19 protein-coding genes are annotated in these 13,216 nt (G+C 62.3%); 7 read left to right on the forward strand and 12 right to left on the reverse strand.

Going from position 1 to position 13,216, the window contains the following annotated elements; translation table 11 throughout:
* Positions 1 to 467 (reverse strand): type II toxin-antitoxin system VapC family toxin (locus ABWU19_RS12245; protein WP_435901964.1); only part of this gene is annotated, 467 nt, incomplete at its 3' end.
* On the reverse strand, positions 460 to 714 hold the full coding sequence (locus ABWU19_RS12250) for an AbrB/MazE/SpoVT family DNA-binding domain-containing protein (RefSeq protein WP_435901965.1): 255 nt from the start codon (positions 712 to 714) through the stop codon (positions 460 to 462). The genes ABWU19_RS12250 and ABWU19_RS12245, both read right to left, overlap by 8 nt.
* 174 nt (positions 715 to 888) lie before the next feature.
* Between ABWU19_RS12250 and ABWU19_RS12255 the strand changes: the two genes are divergently transcribed.
* Positions 889 to 1,659, forward strand: a complete 771-nt coding sequence (locus ABWU19_RS12255; RefSeq protein ID WP_435901966.1) for an SDR family NAD(P)-dependent oxidoreductase — start codon at positions 889 to 891, stop codon at positions 1,657 to 1,659.
* Positions 1,660 to 1,666: 7 nt separating this feature from the next.
* Here the strand turns inward: ABWU19_RS12255 and ABWU19_RS12260 are convergent, their stop codons facing one another.
* The 5 genes from ABWU19_RS12260 to ABWU19_RS12280 form a co-directional block, all read right to left on the reverse strand.
* The gene (locus ABWU19_RS12260; RefSeq protein WP_435901967.1) at positions 1,667 to 1,945 is read right to left on the reverse strand and encodes a DUF4160 domain-containing protein; all 279 of its coding nucleotides are present in this window, start codon (positions 1,943 to 1,945) and stop codon (positions 1,667 to 1,669) included.
* 203 nt (positions 1,946 to 2,148) lie between these two features.
* Positions 2,149 to 2,664, reverse strand: a complete 516-nt coding sequence (locus ABWU19_RS12265) for an NUDIX hydrolase (RefSeq protein ID WP_435901968.1) — start codon at positions 2,662 to 2,664, stop codon at positions 2,149 to 2,151.
* Positions 2,649 to 3,392 carry a zinc ribbon domain-containing protein gene (locus ABWU19_RS12270; protein WP_435901969.1) on the reverse strand — a complete coding sequence of 248 codons (744 nt, stop codon included), beginning with the start codon at positions 3,390 to 3,392 and terminating at the stop codon, positions 2,649 to 2,651. The genes ABWU19_RS12265 and ABWU19_RS12270 overlap by 16 nt, the downstream gene beginning before the upstream one ends.
* A 64-nt stretch (positions 3,393 to 3,456) precedes the next feature.
* The gene (gene nrdR, locus ABWU19_RS12275) at positions 3,457 to 3,990 is read right to left on the reverse strand and encodes a transcriptional regulator NrdR (RefSeq protein ID WP_435901970.1); all 534 of its coding nucleotides are present in this window, start codon (positions 3,988 to 3,990) and stop codon (positions 3,457 to 3,459) included.
* Between the two features lie 43 nt (positions 3,991 to 4,033).
* Positions 4,034 to 4,753 carry an SDR family NAD(P)-dependent oxidoreductase gene (locus tag ABWU19_RS12280; protein WP_435901971.1) on the reverse strand — a complete coding sequence of 240 codons (720 nt, stop codon included), beginning with the start codon at positions 4,751 to 4,753 and terminating at the stop codon, positions 4,034 to 4,036.
* A gap of 271 nt (positions 4,754 to 5,024) precedes the next feature.
* Between ABWU19_RS12280 and ABWU19_RS12285 the strand changes: the two genes are divergently transcribed.
* The 3 genes from ABWU19_RS12285 (at position 5,025) to ABWU19_RS12295 (ending at position 7,877) form a co-directional block, all read left to right on the forward strand.
* Positions 5,025 to 5,963 (forward strand): GNAT family N-acetyltransferase, encoded by a 939-nt coding sequence (locus ABWU19_RS12285; RefSeq protein ID WP_435901972.1) that lies wholly within the window; start codon positions 5,025 to 5,027, stop codon positions 5,961 to 5,963.
* Between the two features lie 52 nt (positions 5,964 to 6,015).
* Positions 6,016 to 7,005, forward strand: coding sequence for a GNAT family N-acetyltransferase (locus ABWU19_RS12290; RefSeq protein WP_435901973.1), 990 nt, complete (start codon positions 6,016 to 6,018; stop codon positions 7,003 to 7,005).
* 71 nt (positions 7,006 to 7,076) lie between these two features.
* A complete protein-coding gene (locus ABWU19_RS12295) occupies positions 7,077 to 7,877 on the forward strand; it encodes a GNAT family N-acetyltransferase (RefSeq protein WP_435901974.1) in 801 nt (266 codons plus the stop codon).
* 11 nt (positions 7,878 to 7,888) lie between these two features.
* On the opposite strand, the gene ABWU19_RS12300 is transcribed toward ABWU19_RS12295, so the two are convergent.
* Entirely contained in the window at positions 7,889 to 8,407 is a 519-nt protein-coding gene (locus ABWU19_RS12300) for a chromate transporter (RefSeq protein WP_435901975.1), read from the reverse strand.
* Positions 8,400 to 8,972 (reverse strand): chromate transporter, encoded by a 573-nt coding sequence (locus ABWU19_RS12305; RefSeq protein ID WP_435901976.1) that lies wholly within the window; start codon positions 8,970 to 8,972, stop codon positions 8,400 to 8,402. The genes ABWU19_RS12300 and ABWU19_RS12305 overlap by 8 nt, the downstream gene beginning before the upstream one ends.
* A gap of 171 nt (positions 8,973 to 9,143) precedes the next feature.
* Here ABWU19_RS12305 and ABWU19_RS12310 point away from each other — a divergent pair, with 171 nt between their 5' ends.
* Entirely contained in the window at positions 9,144 to 10,238 is a 1,095-nt protein-coding gene (locus ABWU19_RS12310; RefSeq protein ID WP_435901977.1) for a C45 family autoproteolytic acyltransferase/hydolase, read from the forward strand.
* Positions 10,239 to 10,485: 247 nt separating this feature from the next.
* On the opposite strand, the gene ABWU19_RS12315 is transcribed toward ABWU19_RS12310, so the two are convergent.
* Positions 10,486 to 10,863: a type II toxin-antitoxin system VapC family toxin gene (locus ABWU19_RS12315; protein ID WP_435901978.1), complete on the reverse strand. Its 378-nt coding sequence runs from the start codon at positions 10,861 to 10,863 to the stop codon at positions 10,486 to 10,488.
* The gene (locus ABWU19_RS12320; protein ID WP_036259014.1) at positions 10,847 to 11,101 is read right to left on the reverse strand and encodes a type II toxin-antitoxin system Phd/YefM family antitoxin; all 255 of its coding nucleotides are present in this window, start codon (positions 11,099 to 11,101) and stop codon (positions 10,847 to 10,849) included. The genes ABWU19_RS12315 and ABWU19_RS12320 overlap by 17 nt, the downstream gene beginning before the upstream one ends.
* A 190-nt stretch (positions 11,102 to 11,291) precedes the next feature.
* On the opposite strand from ABWU19_RS12320, the gene relB reads away from it, so the two are divergent.
* Positions 11,292 to 11,504, forward strand: coding sequence for a type II toxin-antitoxin system RelB family antitoxin (gene relB / locus ABWU19_RS12325; RefSeq protein WP_314135688.1), 213 nt, complete (start codon positions 11,292 to 11,294; stop codon positions 11,502 to 11,504).
* On the forward strand, positions 11,488 to 11,757 hold the full coding sequence (locus tag ABWU19_RS12330) for a type II toxin-antitoxin system RelE family toxin (protein ID WP_435901979.1): 270 nt from the start codon (positions 11,488 to 11,490) through the stop codon (positions 11,755 to 11,757). Before relB ends, ABWU19_RS12330 begins: the two co-directional genes overlap by 17 nt.
* A 130-nt stretch (positions 11,758 to 11,887) precedes the next feature.
* Here ABWU19_RS12330 and ABWU19_RS12335 read toward each other — a convergent pair whose 3' ends face one another.
* On the reverse strand, positions 11,888 to 13,093 hold the full coding sequence (locus tag ABWU19_RS12335) for a TCR/Tet family MFS transporter (protein WP_435901980.1): 1,206 nt from the start codon (positions 13,091 to 13,093) through the stop codon (positions 11,888 to 11,890).
* Positions 13,094 to 13,216: the final 123 nt, after the last annotated feature.

Genomic DNA, 13,216 nt, shown 5'->3' on the forward strand with positions numbered 1-13,216 from the left:
CACCCACCGCCGGATGAAGTGAGAGGAAAAGCAGGTTTATGCAGGCTATGCAAGAGGTGCAAGTTTTGAGTTAACCGAAGCCCAGGGAAAACAGCCGTGTAAACCGTAGCATCGAAGCTCATCACCCCCAGCCCATGATGTTGGGCATGGGCAGCTATAAGGAAGTCGGCCAGGATTCTTCGTGGAAGCACGCCCTTGCGCCGTAGCTCGGCGTACTGTCCAAACCCCTTGCCCGCTGCTTCCCAGGCTGCCTGCGGCATCTCCCAGAGGGTGGCAATCTGGGCCTTCTGGAGAAACCGCCAGATGCCGGGTGCGTCGGCTGAGGCCATCAGCTCGGCGTGTACCACCGGCGAGAGAACCAGGGCCTCCGCTGCCCCGTGCACCGTCAGAAGCTGCCTTGCGCGGGCATGGTGGACATCCTTGGGGTTTAGCGCCGAAAATATCACATTGGTGTCCAGGCTAATCATCCACTCCCCGCATCTCCCGCACATACCGCACCGCATCATCGTGGGTCTCGGCGCGTAGGGCAGCAAAGTCGTGCTCTGCCAGCACCTCGTCAAGCACCTTGGATAGGTCGGGCCGGATCACCCGTATCTCCAGGCGCCCTTCCTTGACCACGTACTCCACCCGGTCACCGGGCTTAATGCCCAGCGCCTTGCGGACTTCCACGGGAAGTGTAAGTTGATATTTGCTACTAACTAAACCTTGCGCCACAAACTTACTCTAGCAGAAAGTAGAGTGTTCAAAAAAGCGAGGCGGTACAGCAACGAAAAACCAGTTGCCTCCCCCGCTCGAGCCTAAAAAAAAGCGCTCAAACCCCCACTTCACAAGCCTCTTCGAGTTGCCACAGCAAAGCGAAGAGCGCAATAACCTGGTTTTGGATAAACTTTGAGCATGTTTCGAGGCAAGGTGGTGCTGGTAACGGGGGCTGCAAGGGGGATTGGACGGGCCATTGCCGAGGCCTTTGCCCAAGAGCAGGCCCTGCTGGTGCTGTGTGATGTGCGACCCGAAGGCCTCGAGGTCGCCAAGCGCTTAGGCGCCCTCTTCGTCTACGCCGACCTGGCCCAGGCCACACACCGCGCGCGCTTTGTGGAGCAGGCCGTCAAGCAGTGGGGCGGCATCCATGTGCTGGTGAACAACGCCGCCATCGCTGCGCCGGGGTCGGTGCTCAAGGTGGGGCTGGACGAGTGGCAGCGCACCCTCGAGGTCAACCTGACCGCCCCCATGCACCTCTCGGCCCTTTCGGCCCGCGAAATGGTGCGCTCGGGCGGGGGTGCCATTGTGAACATAGCCAGCGTGCAGGGGCTTTTTGCCGAGCAGAACAACGCTGCCTACAACGCTTCCAAGGGGGGGCTGGTCAACCTGACCCGCTCCTTAGCGCTCGACCTGGCCCCCATGAACATCCGGGTTAACGCGGTCGCGCCAGGGGCCATTGCCACCGAGAGCGTGCTGGAAGCCATTCAGATCTCCGAGCACCCCGAGCTCACCCGCCAGGACTGGGAAGACCTGCACGCCCTGCGTCGCCTGGGAAAGCCCGAGGAGGTGGCCCAGGCCGTGGTGTTTCTGGCCTCCGAAAAAGCCAGCTTTATTACCGGGGCGATTCTGCCGGTGGATGGCGGCATGACCGCCAGCTTTATGATGGCTGGAAGGCCGGTTTAGCCTGGGGCTACTGTTCGTGCAGCAAGAGCTCGCCGCTGGGCTTTTCGCCCTCGGTGCCCCTGGCATTGGCCCAGTGTTTGAGCAGCAGGTCGCGGGCATCCAGAATGGCCTGCTGGATGCGGCCCAGTTCGGTACGGGAAAAGCCGTTGTTGGACTGCAAGGCCAGCGGTTGCAGCGAGAACTTGGCGAAGTGCCCCTCGTGTTTGACGCAAATGTAGGGTTGCTCGAGGTTGTAGCCCGAGTTGACGTAGAAGCGATACTGTCCCGAACGGTGAAGTGTAATCATAAGACCTTAAGCGCTCCTCTGATGTGATATATAACCGTAAAGCAATACGAAGACGTAACGCTATGCTAGCATAGCTCCAGAAAAGCCGCATGAGAGCCCATGCAGGGCGTAACTCTATGGCACTCTTCACAAGCGTTTCCCCCCACCCGGAAGGCAACCGCGCTGTGCAAGATAAAGCAATCAAGTTGTGGGCGGCTCGAGCTCTAACGGTTATATTGCCAGGAAACCGGCTGGCCGTTTTGGTAGGGCATCACCCCATGAAAAGGCCGTGGGTCGGCATCGAAGACCAGCGGCAAGAAGTAGCGGTCGCCCGGCCACATGGGCAGCTCCTGGCGCAGAATTTTCTGGATAGGAACCCAGTGCAGTTCTCCTTCGGTGTTGGTCGCAAAGGGTACCCCCGACCAGCGGGTGACCAGAAAGATGAAGCCAAACCAGTCTTCACCACCCTGGCCGAACCCCGGCCAGGAGATGGTGCCGCGCAAGCTGAGTTGCAGCGGGGTTAGACCGGCCTCTTCCAGGATTTCCCGCCGCATGCCCGCCGCCACGTCTTCATGGGGCTCGAGCTTGCCCCCCAGGCCGTTGTACCTGCCATAGGCTGGATCCTGAGGGCGGGCGTTGCGGTGAACCAGCAAAACCTCCTGCCCGCTGGGCGAGAGCACAAAGCCCAGGGTAGCCAGGATGGGGGTATAGGGCATGCCGCGGGCTATTCGCCTTTCCACAGGATGCGCCCACAGGAGGGGCAGCGCACCACCTTGCTGGCCTGGTGAACCTGCTGGGCCACGTGCATGGGAAGCTGCACGTTGCAGGCCGTGCAGCGGTAGCCACTGCTGGCCTTGGTCATTCTGGCCAGGCCGGTGCCTTTGCGGGCCCTGCGAATCGACTCGTACTCCTTGACGATGGCCGGCGGGATGGTGGCTGCAAGCTGGTCGCGGTCGGCCTTTTTGGACTGGTAGTCGGCTTCGAGGGCATCCACGCGCTGCTGGTTGGCAGTTTCCAGGGCCTCGAGCCTGGGCCTGGCCTCATCTACCTGGGCTTTTACCTGGATTAGCTGCTCTTCCAGCTTCTCGATCTGCTCCAGCAGGGGCATAATCTGGCCCACGATGTCCTTGTTGTTGCCCTCGAGGTCTTCAATCAGGCCCGAAAGCTGACGTATTTGCTCGCCGTACTGGGTCTGCTCTTTGGCCCCGGTGGCCTGAGCCTGCGCGGCCTTGGCTTTTTCACGCTTGCTCTTCAGGTCTTGCAGCTCGAGGTCGGCCTTATGGTAGGCCATACGCACCTCACGCAGCTGCTCCTGCAAATCGCCCAGATGAATTTCCAATTGCCTCAAATGCAGACGGGCCTGGGCCAGCTCCTCGGGAATGCGGGATTGGTCTTCGCGAATCTGGTCAAGCTCGAGGTCGCGTTCCTGCAGACGGTTCAACTCGGCCAGCGGGTCACTCACACCCATAGTCTAACACCCCCGAGCAGGCCAGCGGTCAGGGATTGGGTTGTCCAGCCAACCCAGACTGCCATCAAACTGTTCCCAGCCTGGCCTCATCGGCCAGGTCGGGCATTTCTTCTTCTGACTTTTCTTCTGATTTATGTGCTTTTTTACCCTTACCCGGTTTGCGATCGAGCTTGCGCACTTCCTCGATAAAGTTTTCCAGGCTATCAAACTCGCGGTAAACCGAAGCAAAGCGAATGTAGGCCACCGGGTCTAGCTCCTTGAGGAAAGCCAGCGAGCGCAGGCCGATCTCCTCGGAGGTAATTTCCATTTCCTTGACAGTATCTTCAAAGCCAAAGGCGAACTCCTGCAAAACCTCTGGGTCGATGGGCCGCTTCTGGGCCGCCAGGCTTAAGCCCCGCAGCAGTTTGTTGGGGTCGAAGGTCTCCTTGCGCCCCGAGCGCTTGATGACCAATAGCGGCTCTACCTGGGCCCGCTCGTAGGTGGTGAAGCGGCGCTTGCAGGCAGGGCACTCGCGGCGGCGGCGAATTACCGAGCCCTCATCGGAAGGGCGCGAGTCCAGCACGCGGCTGTCGGGGTTTCCACAAAAAGGACAGTTCATAGGCTTTGCGAACCTGCGGGGCCTAAAGCAGCACCCCGCACCTTCACGGCAGCTCCCTCAGCAGGTCGTAGATTTCGGGCTGGTGGGGGGGGTCGGGCAGCAAAACCTCCAGGAGCTGGCCCCGAACCCCCTCGGAGACCATCGAGCCCAGGGCCACCGCTACCCGCACCAGGGATCGGTCGTGCTCCTCCCCTACGGGGTCGCGGTTGGGTATCACCCCATTGACCCGCACATTGGTCGGGAAGATATGGGTTGCCCCCTCGATCAGGCCCGACACCGCCCCGCGAATCGCCGCAACGTGGGGTTGTTCCCGCTGCAACGGGGGCAGCACCAGGGTTACGAAGCCGCCCCCACTCAGGTAGCGCAAGCCCTGCTGCAACACGTACAGGCTCGACTTCACATCGGCATTAAGCAGGTCGTACCACTCCCCCTCGAGCAGCTCCACAAAGGGGGTTTTGCTCTCGGCGCTGGTTACGTGGACAATCCCATCCAGCACTCCGAAAAGCTCCTCGATTTTCTCGAAGGTGTTCATTACGTCGAGCACCACCGACATATCCCCCCGGATGGGAATGGCTGGGGCACCTAGCTGCTCAACCTCGGAGGCGATGGCGGTAGCCATCTCTACGTCGGGGTCAACGGTGATGACCGTGGCCCCGTTGCGGGCGTAGGAACGGGCGATGGAGCGGCCAAAGCCCCGCCCCGCCCCCGTCACCATGACGATGCGCTGCTCCAAACCTAACAAATCTCGTGAAAATTCGGCCATTGCTCCTTATCATAGCGCAAAAAGCTGTGTGGGGCGTAACGCAAGTAACAACAAAAACCAAAACTGCCTTGCCAAGCCCCCGTACCCTGTGCTACACTCCCAGCAGTCGCGTAAGCTTCGCCAAGGAGGTGAACCCATCATGATCTCCCATTTTCAGTCCATCCCCGGAACATCGGTGGTTTGCCGCCCTATGGTTGCGTTGATGTCGTAACAAACAGCCGTATATCCAGGCGGGGGGCAAACCAAATGCCCCCGCTTTTTTTGGAGCTTTATGCGCATACAACCCTTTGATTTCTCTTCCGAACACTACCAGGCCTATGCTTCCATTCGCCAGGCCGCCCACCCGGAGAGCCCCCTGGATCTCGCCGGGCTGAAGCACCTGGATCAGACCCGCGCAGAAGGTGACCTGCTCGAGCGCTTTTTGGTCGAACAAAATGGGCAGGCGGTGGGCCTGCTGGAGTACGCCACCCCCTACTACGATCCCAAGCCGGGGGTGCTCGAGGTGCAGTACTACCTGCGCCCCGAAGCCCAGGCCTTGCAGGCGCAGCTCTGGGCCTTCCTGCTGGAGCGGCTGGCCCCTCACTCACCCCGCGAACTCTGGGCGCAGGCCAGGGAAGACTGGCCGGAGTACCGCTTTTGGCTCGAGCAGGGTTTTGCCGAGGTGGAGCGCCGCTGGCAGTCGGTGCTGGACCTGGCCGCCTTCGACCCCACCCCCCTGGTGCGCCCCCTGCCGCCTGGCATTGCGCTGGCCTCCCTGAGCGAGCTGCCCTGGCAGGAGGAGGGATTCCTGCGGGCCTTATACGAGCTGGAAATCGAGCTGCTGGGCGATGTGCCTGCAGCCGAACCCATTACCCCCTGGCCCTTTGAGGTCTGGCAAAAGCGCACCCTGGAAGACCCGAACCTGCTGCCCGAGGGGTTCTTTGTGGCCCTGGAGGGCGAGCGGCTGGTGGGGGTGAGTATGCTCTTTAAGTCCCACCGCCCCCAGACCCTGCAAACCGGCCTGACCGGGGTACGCAAAAGCCACCGCCGCAAGGGCCTGGCGCTGGCCCTCAAGCTGCGGGCCGCAGCCTTCGCCAAAGCCTATGGGGCGCGGTACATCCGCACCTCCAACCACCAGGCCAACCGGCCCATGCTGGCCATCAACGAGGCCCTGGGCTTTGTCAAGGAGCCGGCTACGGTGTTTTTGCGCCAAACACCCCCGTGGTCATGATGGCGGCCAGCTTTTGGCGGGTCTTTTTCTAGCGTAGCATTGCGAGGTGCATATGGAACCCAACCCAGTCGTTCGACCTTTTGCGGACCGCGACTACCCCGCCGTTGTGGAGGTGCTGAAAGCAGCCTGGCCCGACGAAGCGCACAGTGAGGCCGGCCTGCGCGAGCACGACGACCACGCCCCCCAGATCAGGTGGGGCCGCTTTGTGGCCGAGGTAGAAGGCCAGGTGGTGGGCGTGGGCGACTACACCCAGTTTGAGGGCATGTACCACCCGCAGAAGTTTGGGGTCTGGGTCACGGTGAAGCCCACGTTCCGCAGCCAGGGCATTGGCAAAGCGCTGTACCGGCAGGTGTTAAGCGCCCTTGAGCCCCACCACCCCATCTCGATTCTGAGCAGCACCCGCGAAGACCAGCCCCACGCCCTGGCCTGGCTGGGAAAGCTGGGCTTTGTGGAGAAGATGCGCTACTGGGAGTCACGCCTGGACGTGCAGCGCTTCGACTTCGCACCCTGGGCGGGCCGGATGGAGGCGGTGGAAGCAGCGGGGTTTGCGCTCAAGAGCTTGCAGGAGCTCGAGGCCGACAAAGAGCACCGGCAAAAGCTCTACGACCTCTGGCTCGAGGCCCGCCTGGACGTACCCCGCCCCGAGGAGATCAGCGAGGTGAGCTTCGAGGACTACTGCAAGTGGGTGTTCGAGAGCCGCTACTACCTGCCCGAGGGTCATTTTGTGGCCATAGACAAAACCACCGGCCAGTACGTAGCCCTGAGCACCCTCTGGAAAACCGACGGCGACTACCTGCAAACCGGCCTCACCGGCACCCGCCGGGCCTACCGCCGCAAAGGCCTGGCCCTGGCGCTCAAATTGAAGGGGATACGCTTCGCCAAAGCCTATGGTGCAAAAGAAATCCGCACCGGCAACGAGACCGGCAACCGGGCCATGCTCTCCATCAACGAGGCCCTGGGCTTCGTCAAACAGCCTGCCTGGATCGATTATGTGCTGACCCTTCAAGAGACCTCGAGCCCCGCCGAACAGGAGCCGTCATAAGCCCTTCTAGGCCATCAGCCTTGACACCCCACGCTCTGGTTCCGCCATGCCGGGTAGACAGGAGAAATGTCATGGAGCTTAAATCGCTGGGCCTCCGCACCGAGCTGATGCTGCGTAGCTTCGAGAGCCATATCGAAGTCAGGCCCAGCCACATCGTGGTGCGTACTCCGCAAAACCCCACCTACCGCTGGGGCAACTATCTGATTTTCCAAGCCCCGCCCAAACCCGGCGATTTGCAGCGCTGGAAGCAGATTTTTCACCATGAGCTGGGCCCACTGAACCACTTTGTGTTCGCCTGGGACCAGGTGAATGGCGCTCAGGGGGCAGCGCAGGAATTCCTGGAGGCGGGTTTTTGGCTGGAACAGACCGTGGTACAAACAGCCCAGAAGGTTCATCCCCCCCGCACCCTAAACGCCCATTGCCAGTGCCGCGCCTTCCACTCGGACGCCGACTGGGCACAGTGGCTGGAGCTGGCGCTGATCCAAAACGCCGCCCTGCCCACCGAAGACCGGGAGGGCGAAGGGTATGAAATCTTTCTGAGGCGCAAAGCTGCCGAGTACCGGCGCATGATTGCCGCAGGTTGGGGAAACTGGTTCGGGGCCTTTGTGGGTGGGCAACTGGCAGCTTCCATGGGGCTATTTGTCAAGGACGGGCTGGGGCGTTTTCAGAGCGTGGACACCCATCCCGCCTTTCGCCGCCAGGGGCTGGCTGGAACGCTGCTATACCACGTTGCCCAATACGGCCTTGGCGAGCTGGGTGCAAAAGACCTGGTAATCCTGGCCGACCTGCACTACTTCGCCAAAGACCTCTACGCCTCGGTAGGGTTTCGACCCACCGAGCATCTGGTCGCCCTCGAGTGGACCTCGGCGTAAAGTCAACCGCGCTACCAAAGCCCCACCAGCAGCCCCAGCAGCCCCCCTCCAGCGATTACGGTTGCCACACCCACACCGCGGTAAATCAGGAAACCGAAGAGCAGCACCCCAGCACCCCAGAAGAGTGATTCCACACTGAGCTGAACCAGCACCAAGACCATGCTGGCACCCAGGCCCATGCTGATGGGCACCAGGGCCTTGCGTAGGGCCCGGCTCCACCGGGCTTTGGACATCCACTGCCAGCCCCACACCAGCCACATGGCCCCCACCGCACCCGGCAGAAACATGCCCAGGGCGGCGGCCAGAGCCCCACCCAACCCCGCCGCACTGAGGCCATAGAAGAGCACCGCCAGCATATTCGGGCCTGGCACAAACTGCCCCAGGGCAAAACCGTCGGCGAACTCCTGGCGGGTTACCCAGCCGTTGCCGATGATGACCCGGGCCATCTCGGGCAGGTTGGCCATGCCCCCGCCAAAGCTGAGCACCCCAAAGCGCAGGAAGGCCAGGAAGACCTCGAGCCCCTCAGCCACGCGGTTCCCCCTCCGGGTTCCAGGCCCGGGCTGCCTCCTGCCAGTACAAAGCCATGCCCACCGGCACAAACAAGAGCAGCACCAGCAACAGCGGCCAGTGCAGCAGGCCATAGGTCGCAAAGACCCCCAGGGCCAGCCCCATGGCCTTAAGGGAGTCCAACGCAATGGGAGCCTGGCGCAGCATGGTGGCTAGAATCAGCCCGATGGCCGCCGCCGCCACCCCATTCAGGGCGCTTTCGGCCAGCGAGCCGGGGACTGCGCCAAAGCGGAAGTAGGCAAAACTTAGCAACAGCATCAGCATGGCCCCCGGGGTCAAGACCCCCAGCAGGGCCAGCAGGCCCCCCGGCACACCCCCCAGGCGCATCCCCAGATGGGCCGCGGTGTTGGCGAATACCGGCCCCGGCAGAATACGGCACAGCGCGGTGGTCTCTAGGAACTCCCGCTCCTCCATCCAGCCCCGCTTCAGCACAATGGCCTGGTACAGCTGGGCCGTGCCCCCACCGCCAAAAGCCACCAACCCCACCTGCAAAAACGCCCAGAAAAGCTTGCCAGGCGGCACTTTCATGCCTCGGATGATACACTGTTCGGCGGTGCATTACGTGGTTGGTGGTGTACACGGCTACCTTGAAGCCCTCATCCTGCTCTTGCAGCGCGCAGGGTTCGTAGGGGGGGAACTCCAGTAGGGGCGGCCACTTGTGTTCAATCTGAGCCGCCAGGGCGCATAATGGCAGGGGATATGCTGCCCTATTTGCGACTCTCCGGCCCCCCTTACGACCAGGGCCACCAGCAAGGTGCGGCCTGGGCCGAGCGGATTGCCCACAACCTCGAGCTCTACTTCCGCCGCTTCGAGGTCGAGTGCAAGCTCTCCCCCACCGAGGCCCGCGAACGGGGGGCGCGCTACCTCCAGGCCATCCAACAACAGAATCCAGCCTATGCAGAGGGCCTCGAGGGCATCGCAGCGGGGTCGGGGCAGCCGCTGGTGGACATCGCCACCCTCAACGTGCGCTACGAGATCGTCTACTACCAGTTCGCCCAGGACACCCCCCCGGTCTACCTACCCCACGAGGCCCCCAACGGCTGCACGGTTTTTGCCCTGATGCCCGCCCACAGCGCCGACGGCTACCTGTGGCTGGGCCAGAACTGGGACTGGATGGAAGGGGTGCAGGGGGCCCTGCAGCACATCACCGAGCCCGACGGAACCCGGATACTGGCCTTTACCGAGGCGGGCATCTTTGGCGGCAAGATCGGGCTCAACTCCCACGGCCTGGGCCTGTGCATCAACGGGCTGGTCTCAGTGGGCGACAACTGGGCCGGGCTGGGCAAGCCCTTCCACCTGCGCACCTACGAGGTGCTGCGGCAGAAAACCCTACAGGCCGCCCAGGCCGTGGTGCTGGAAGAACCCCGCACCGCTTCGGGCAATTTCCTGCTGGGGCAGGGCCAGCGAGCCCTGGACATAGAGGTCTCGCCCAGCGGGGTGGCCTTTTGGGAAGACCCGCGCCAGCTGGTGCACGCCAACCACTACATCGCCCCCGAGCGCTTCGGCATCGAGGTGCCCCCCATCGAGTGGCTCGACCGCTCGCACCACCGGGCCGAACGGCTGGCCCTGCGGCTCGCTCAGGTGGAAAAGCCCGGCCTGGAAGACCTGCAAGCCGCCCTGCGCGACCGGGAGGGGGCGCCCTACGCGGTCTGCCGCACCGCCAGCCCAGAAGAATACGAGCAAGGCGAGCCCTACCGCACCCTGGCTTCGGTGATCATGAACCTGGGCACGCTGGAGCTGTGGGTTTCCGACGGCCCGCCCCACCAAAACCCCTACACCCGCTACCAAGTTTGATGGCCTGTTAGCTAAAAAATTTCCGCCATCGGGTTCCAGAACCGCACCCCCTGCGCCCGTGGGGAAGTCTTCCCATAGCACCTGGAACTGCCGGGCCTGGCTATAACGGCCTGTTTAAGAGGCCGCTCCCCAACGGCGGGGCGATTTTTATATGGGCTTTGCCCAGTACGGAGGGGTTGGGCGAAGGAAGTTGGGCAAGGTCGGGGTTGTATGAGCATTCGGATCGGACAAAATCCAGGTATATGGGTTAGATGGGCCGCACCCAGTCTCCGTATCGGCTAAGCCGGTGATCGGCAGTGAGCAGAACCAGCCGCTCCTGGCGGGCCTGAGCAATCAGGAGCCGGTCGAAAGGGTCGCTGTGGTACTGGGGCAGGGTCTCCACGGCCAGGGCGTGGGCTACGCTGATGGGAAGAGGGGTATAGCGGTGGTAGCGCAGATGGGCTTCGAAATCCCCCGGCAGGCTGAGCTTGCCCAGGGCTTTTTTGATGGCGATTTCCCAGGCGGAAGCCGCACTCGCATAGACCAGGTTTTCACCATTGGTGATGAGGTCGCGGGCCTCAGGAGAAAGCCGTGGATCATCTGCAAATGCCCACAACAATACGTGGGTATCAAGAAGCAGGTTCAACCTCGCCCCCCTCGAAGATGCGCTGGATTTCCTGGTCGCACGCGTCGAAGTCCGGCGCAATCCAGATCTGCCCCTTGAGCCCCCCCAAGGGACGCGGCTCCCTGGTCTCCTGGTAGGGCACCAACATGGCTACCGGGCGGTCGTTGCGCCCGATGATGATGGTCTCCCCGCGCTCGGCCCGTTCCACCAGCTGGGAAAGCCGGGCCTTGGCCTCGGAGATGTTGGTTACGACAGCCATGCCCTTACTGTACCAGGTCTGGTCTGGTCTGACCAGACTTCAGATACAATCGAGGGCCATGGCATGGCCGCCCGCCTTGCCAGGTCGGGGATGAGAACCGCGTTCAGCGCTGTGGGAGATAAGCGGAACCACCCGCCCGGTGGCCTGGAAGTTAGGCTGGCGGTATACTGAGTGCTATACTTGTAAAGCAATGCTTGCCATCCGCTTGCCCAGGGAAATCGAGGAGCGCCTCGAAAAGCTCGCCCAGAAGACCGGGCGCAGCAAGAGCTACTACGTGCGCCAGGCCATCCTGGAGCACTTGGACGATCTCGAGGACTATTACCTTGCGGTAGAACGGCTCGAGGCTCACCTCCCCGCCATCCCCTTAGACGAAGTGGAGCGCCGCCTTGGGCTACAGGATTGAGTTCGACCCGCGAGCCGAGAAAGAGCTTGGAAAGCTAGACCCCGAGGCAGCCCGCCGCATCCTGCGCTTCTTGCGCGAGCGGGTGGCGGTTCTGGATGACCCGCGCAGCATTGGAGAAGCCTTGCACGGGCCGGAGCTGGGCAAATTCTGGAAGTACCGCGTGGGCGATTACCGGCTGGTCTGCCACATCCGCGACCAAAGCATCACCATCCTGGTCTTGCGGGTGGGCCACCGGCGGGACATCTACCGCTGAGCGGTTGCCCCAAAAGCAAGTTTCTTACCCCCCTCTTGGAGCGCTGGACAGCGGAAAGAGGGCAAGAAGCCGTCAACAAAACGAAGGCTTGATCTCCCAGGCCAACCTGACAGGCGCTGGCAAAGCGCCGCTAGCCCTGCCGAAGCGAGCGAAACAGGCGGGCCGTATTGGCCGCCGCCGTCGCATAGAGCAAGGCCCCAGCAAAAAAGGGCAGCCCCAGCAGCCCGTAGGCCAGGTCGGGCTTTGCCACCAGGGAAAACAGCACCCCGCCCAGCAACCCCCCCACCGCCACCGTGAGACTTTGCAGCCCGGCCAGGGCCCCTTGCAGGGTTCCCTGTTCCTGCGGCGAGACCTCGCGGGTCAGAAAGGACTGGATGAGGGGCTGGCCCAGGTTGCTCAGGGCGGCCAGGGCGATGGTGGCGTACATCATCCAGCCCTGGGTAGCCAGGCCATACAGGGTAAAGGAGAAAAACCCCACGCTCTGGGCCAGGGTCAGCGCCCGGCGCTCGCCCAGGCGGGCCACCACCGGCCTGACCAGCCCGGCCTGGACAATCACCCCCCCCAACCCCACCAGAAACAGCGATAAGCCCACCTCGAGCGGCCTCCAGCCAAACTTGTAGGCGGTGTACAGCACCCAGACGCTCTGCAAAACCCCAAAGGCCAGAAAGATGAGCGAGAGGCTAAAGGATAGGCCCCGCAGGATGGGGGTTTTCCGTAAGACCAAAAGGGCCACAAACGGGTTGAGCGAGCGGGCCTGGGTGTTGCGGTTTTCGGGTTTAAGCGACTCGGGCAGCACAAAATAGCCATACAGGAAGTTGAGAAAGGCCAGCCCCGCGGCAAAGTAGAAAGGCAGGCGCAGGTCGATGTTGCCCAAAAATCCCCCCAGCACCGGCCCCAGCACGAAGCCCATCCCGAAAGTCGCGCCAATCAGGCCAAAGTTGCGGGCGCGTTCCTCGGGCCGGGAGATATCGGCAATGTAGGCGTTGGCGGTCGAAAGGCTGGCCCCCAGGGCTCCGGCAATCACTCGAGCTGCAAACAGCACCCAGATGGACTGGGTGAGGGCGGCAATCAAATAGTCAATGCCGGTGCCCACCAGCGAGGCCAGCAACACCGGGCGGCGCCCGTAGCGGTCGGAAAGCATGCCCAGAATGGGGCCAAAGGCAAACTGCATCACCGCATATACCGCAAAAAACAGGCCGTTGAGCCGAGCCCCCAGCTCCACGCCCCCCGCCAGGGTCTCGATAAGCTTGGGCAACACCGGAATCACCAGCCCCAGGCCCATCACGTTAATCAGCACCGAGATAAGAATGAACGGTATGGAGGCGTTTTTGGACATGACCGCGCCATTATGACAGCCCCAAGCCCAGGCGGATTGAGGGAATATACGCATTTGGGTGCATCTCTGAAAATCCGTATGCCAGAATAAAGCATGAAAGAGTGGAAAACGAAAGCTCGCCAA

The sequence above is a fragment of the Meiothermus cerbereus genome (assembly GCF_051297115.1).
In the GTDB taxonomy this organism is placed as follows: Bacteria; Deinococcota; Deinococci; order Deinococcales; family Thermaceae; genus Meiothermus; species Meiothermus cerbereus_A.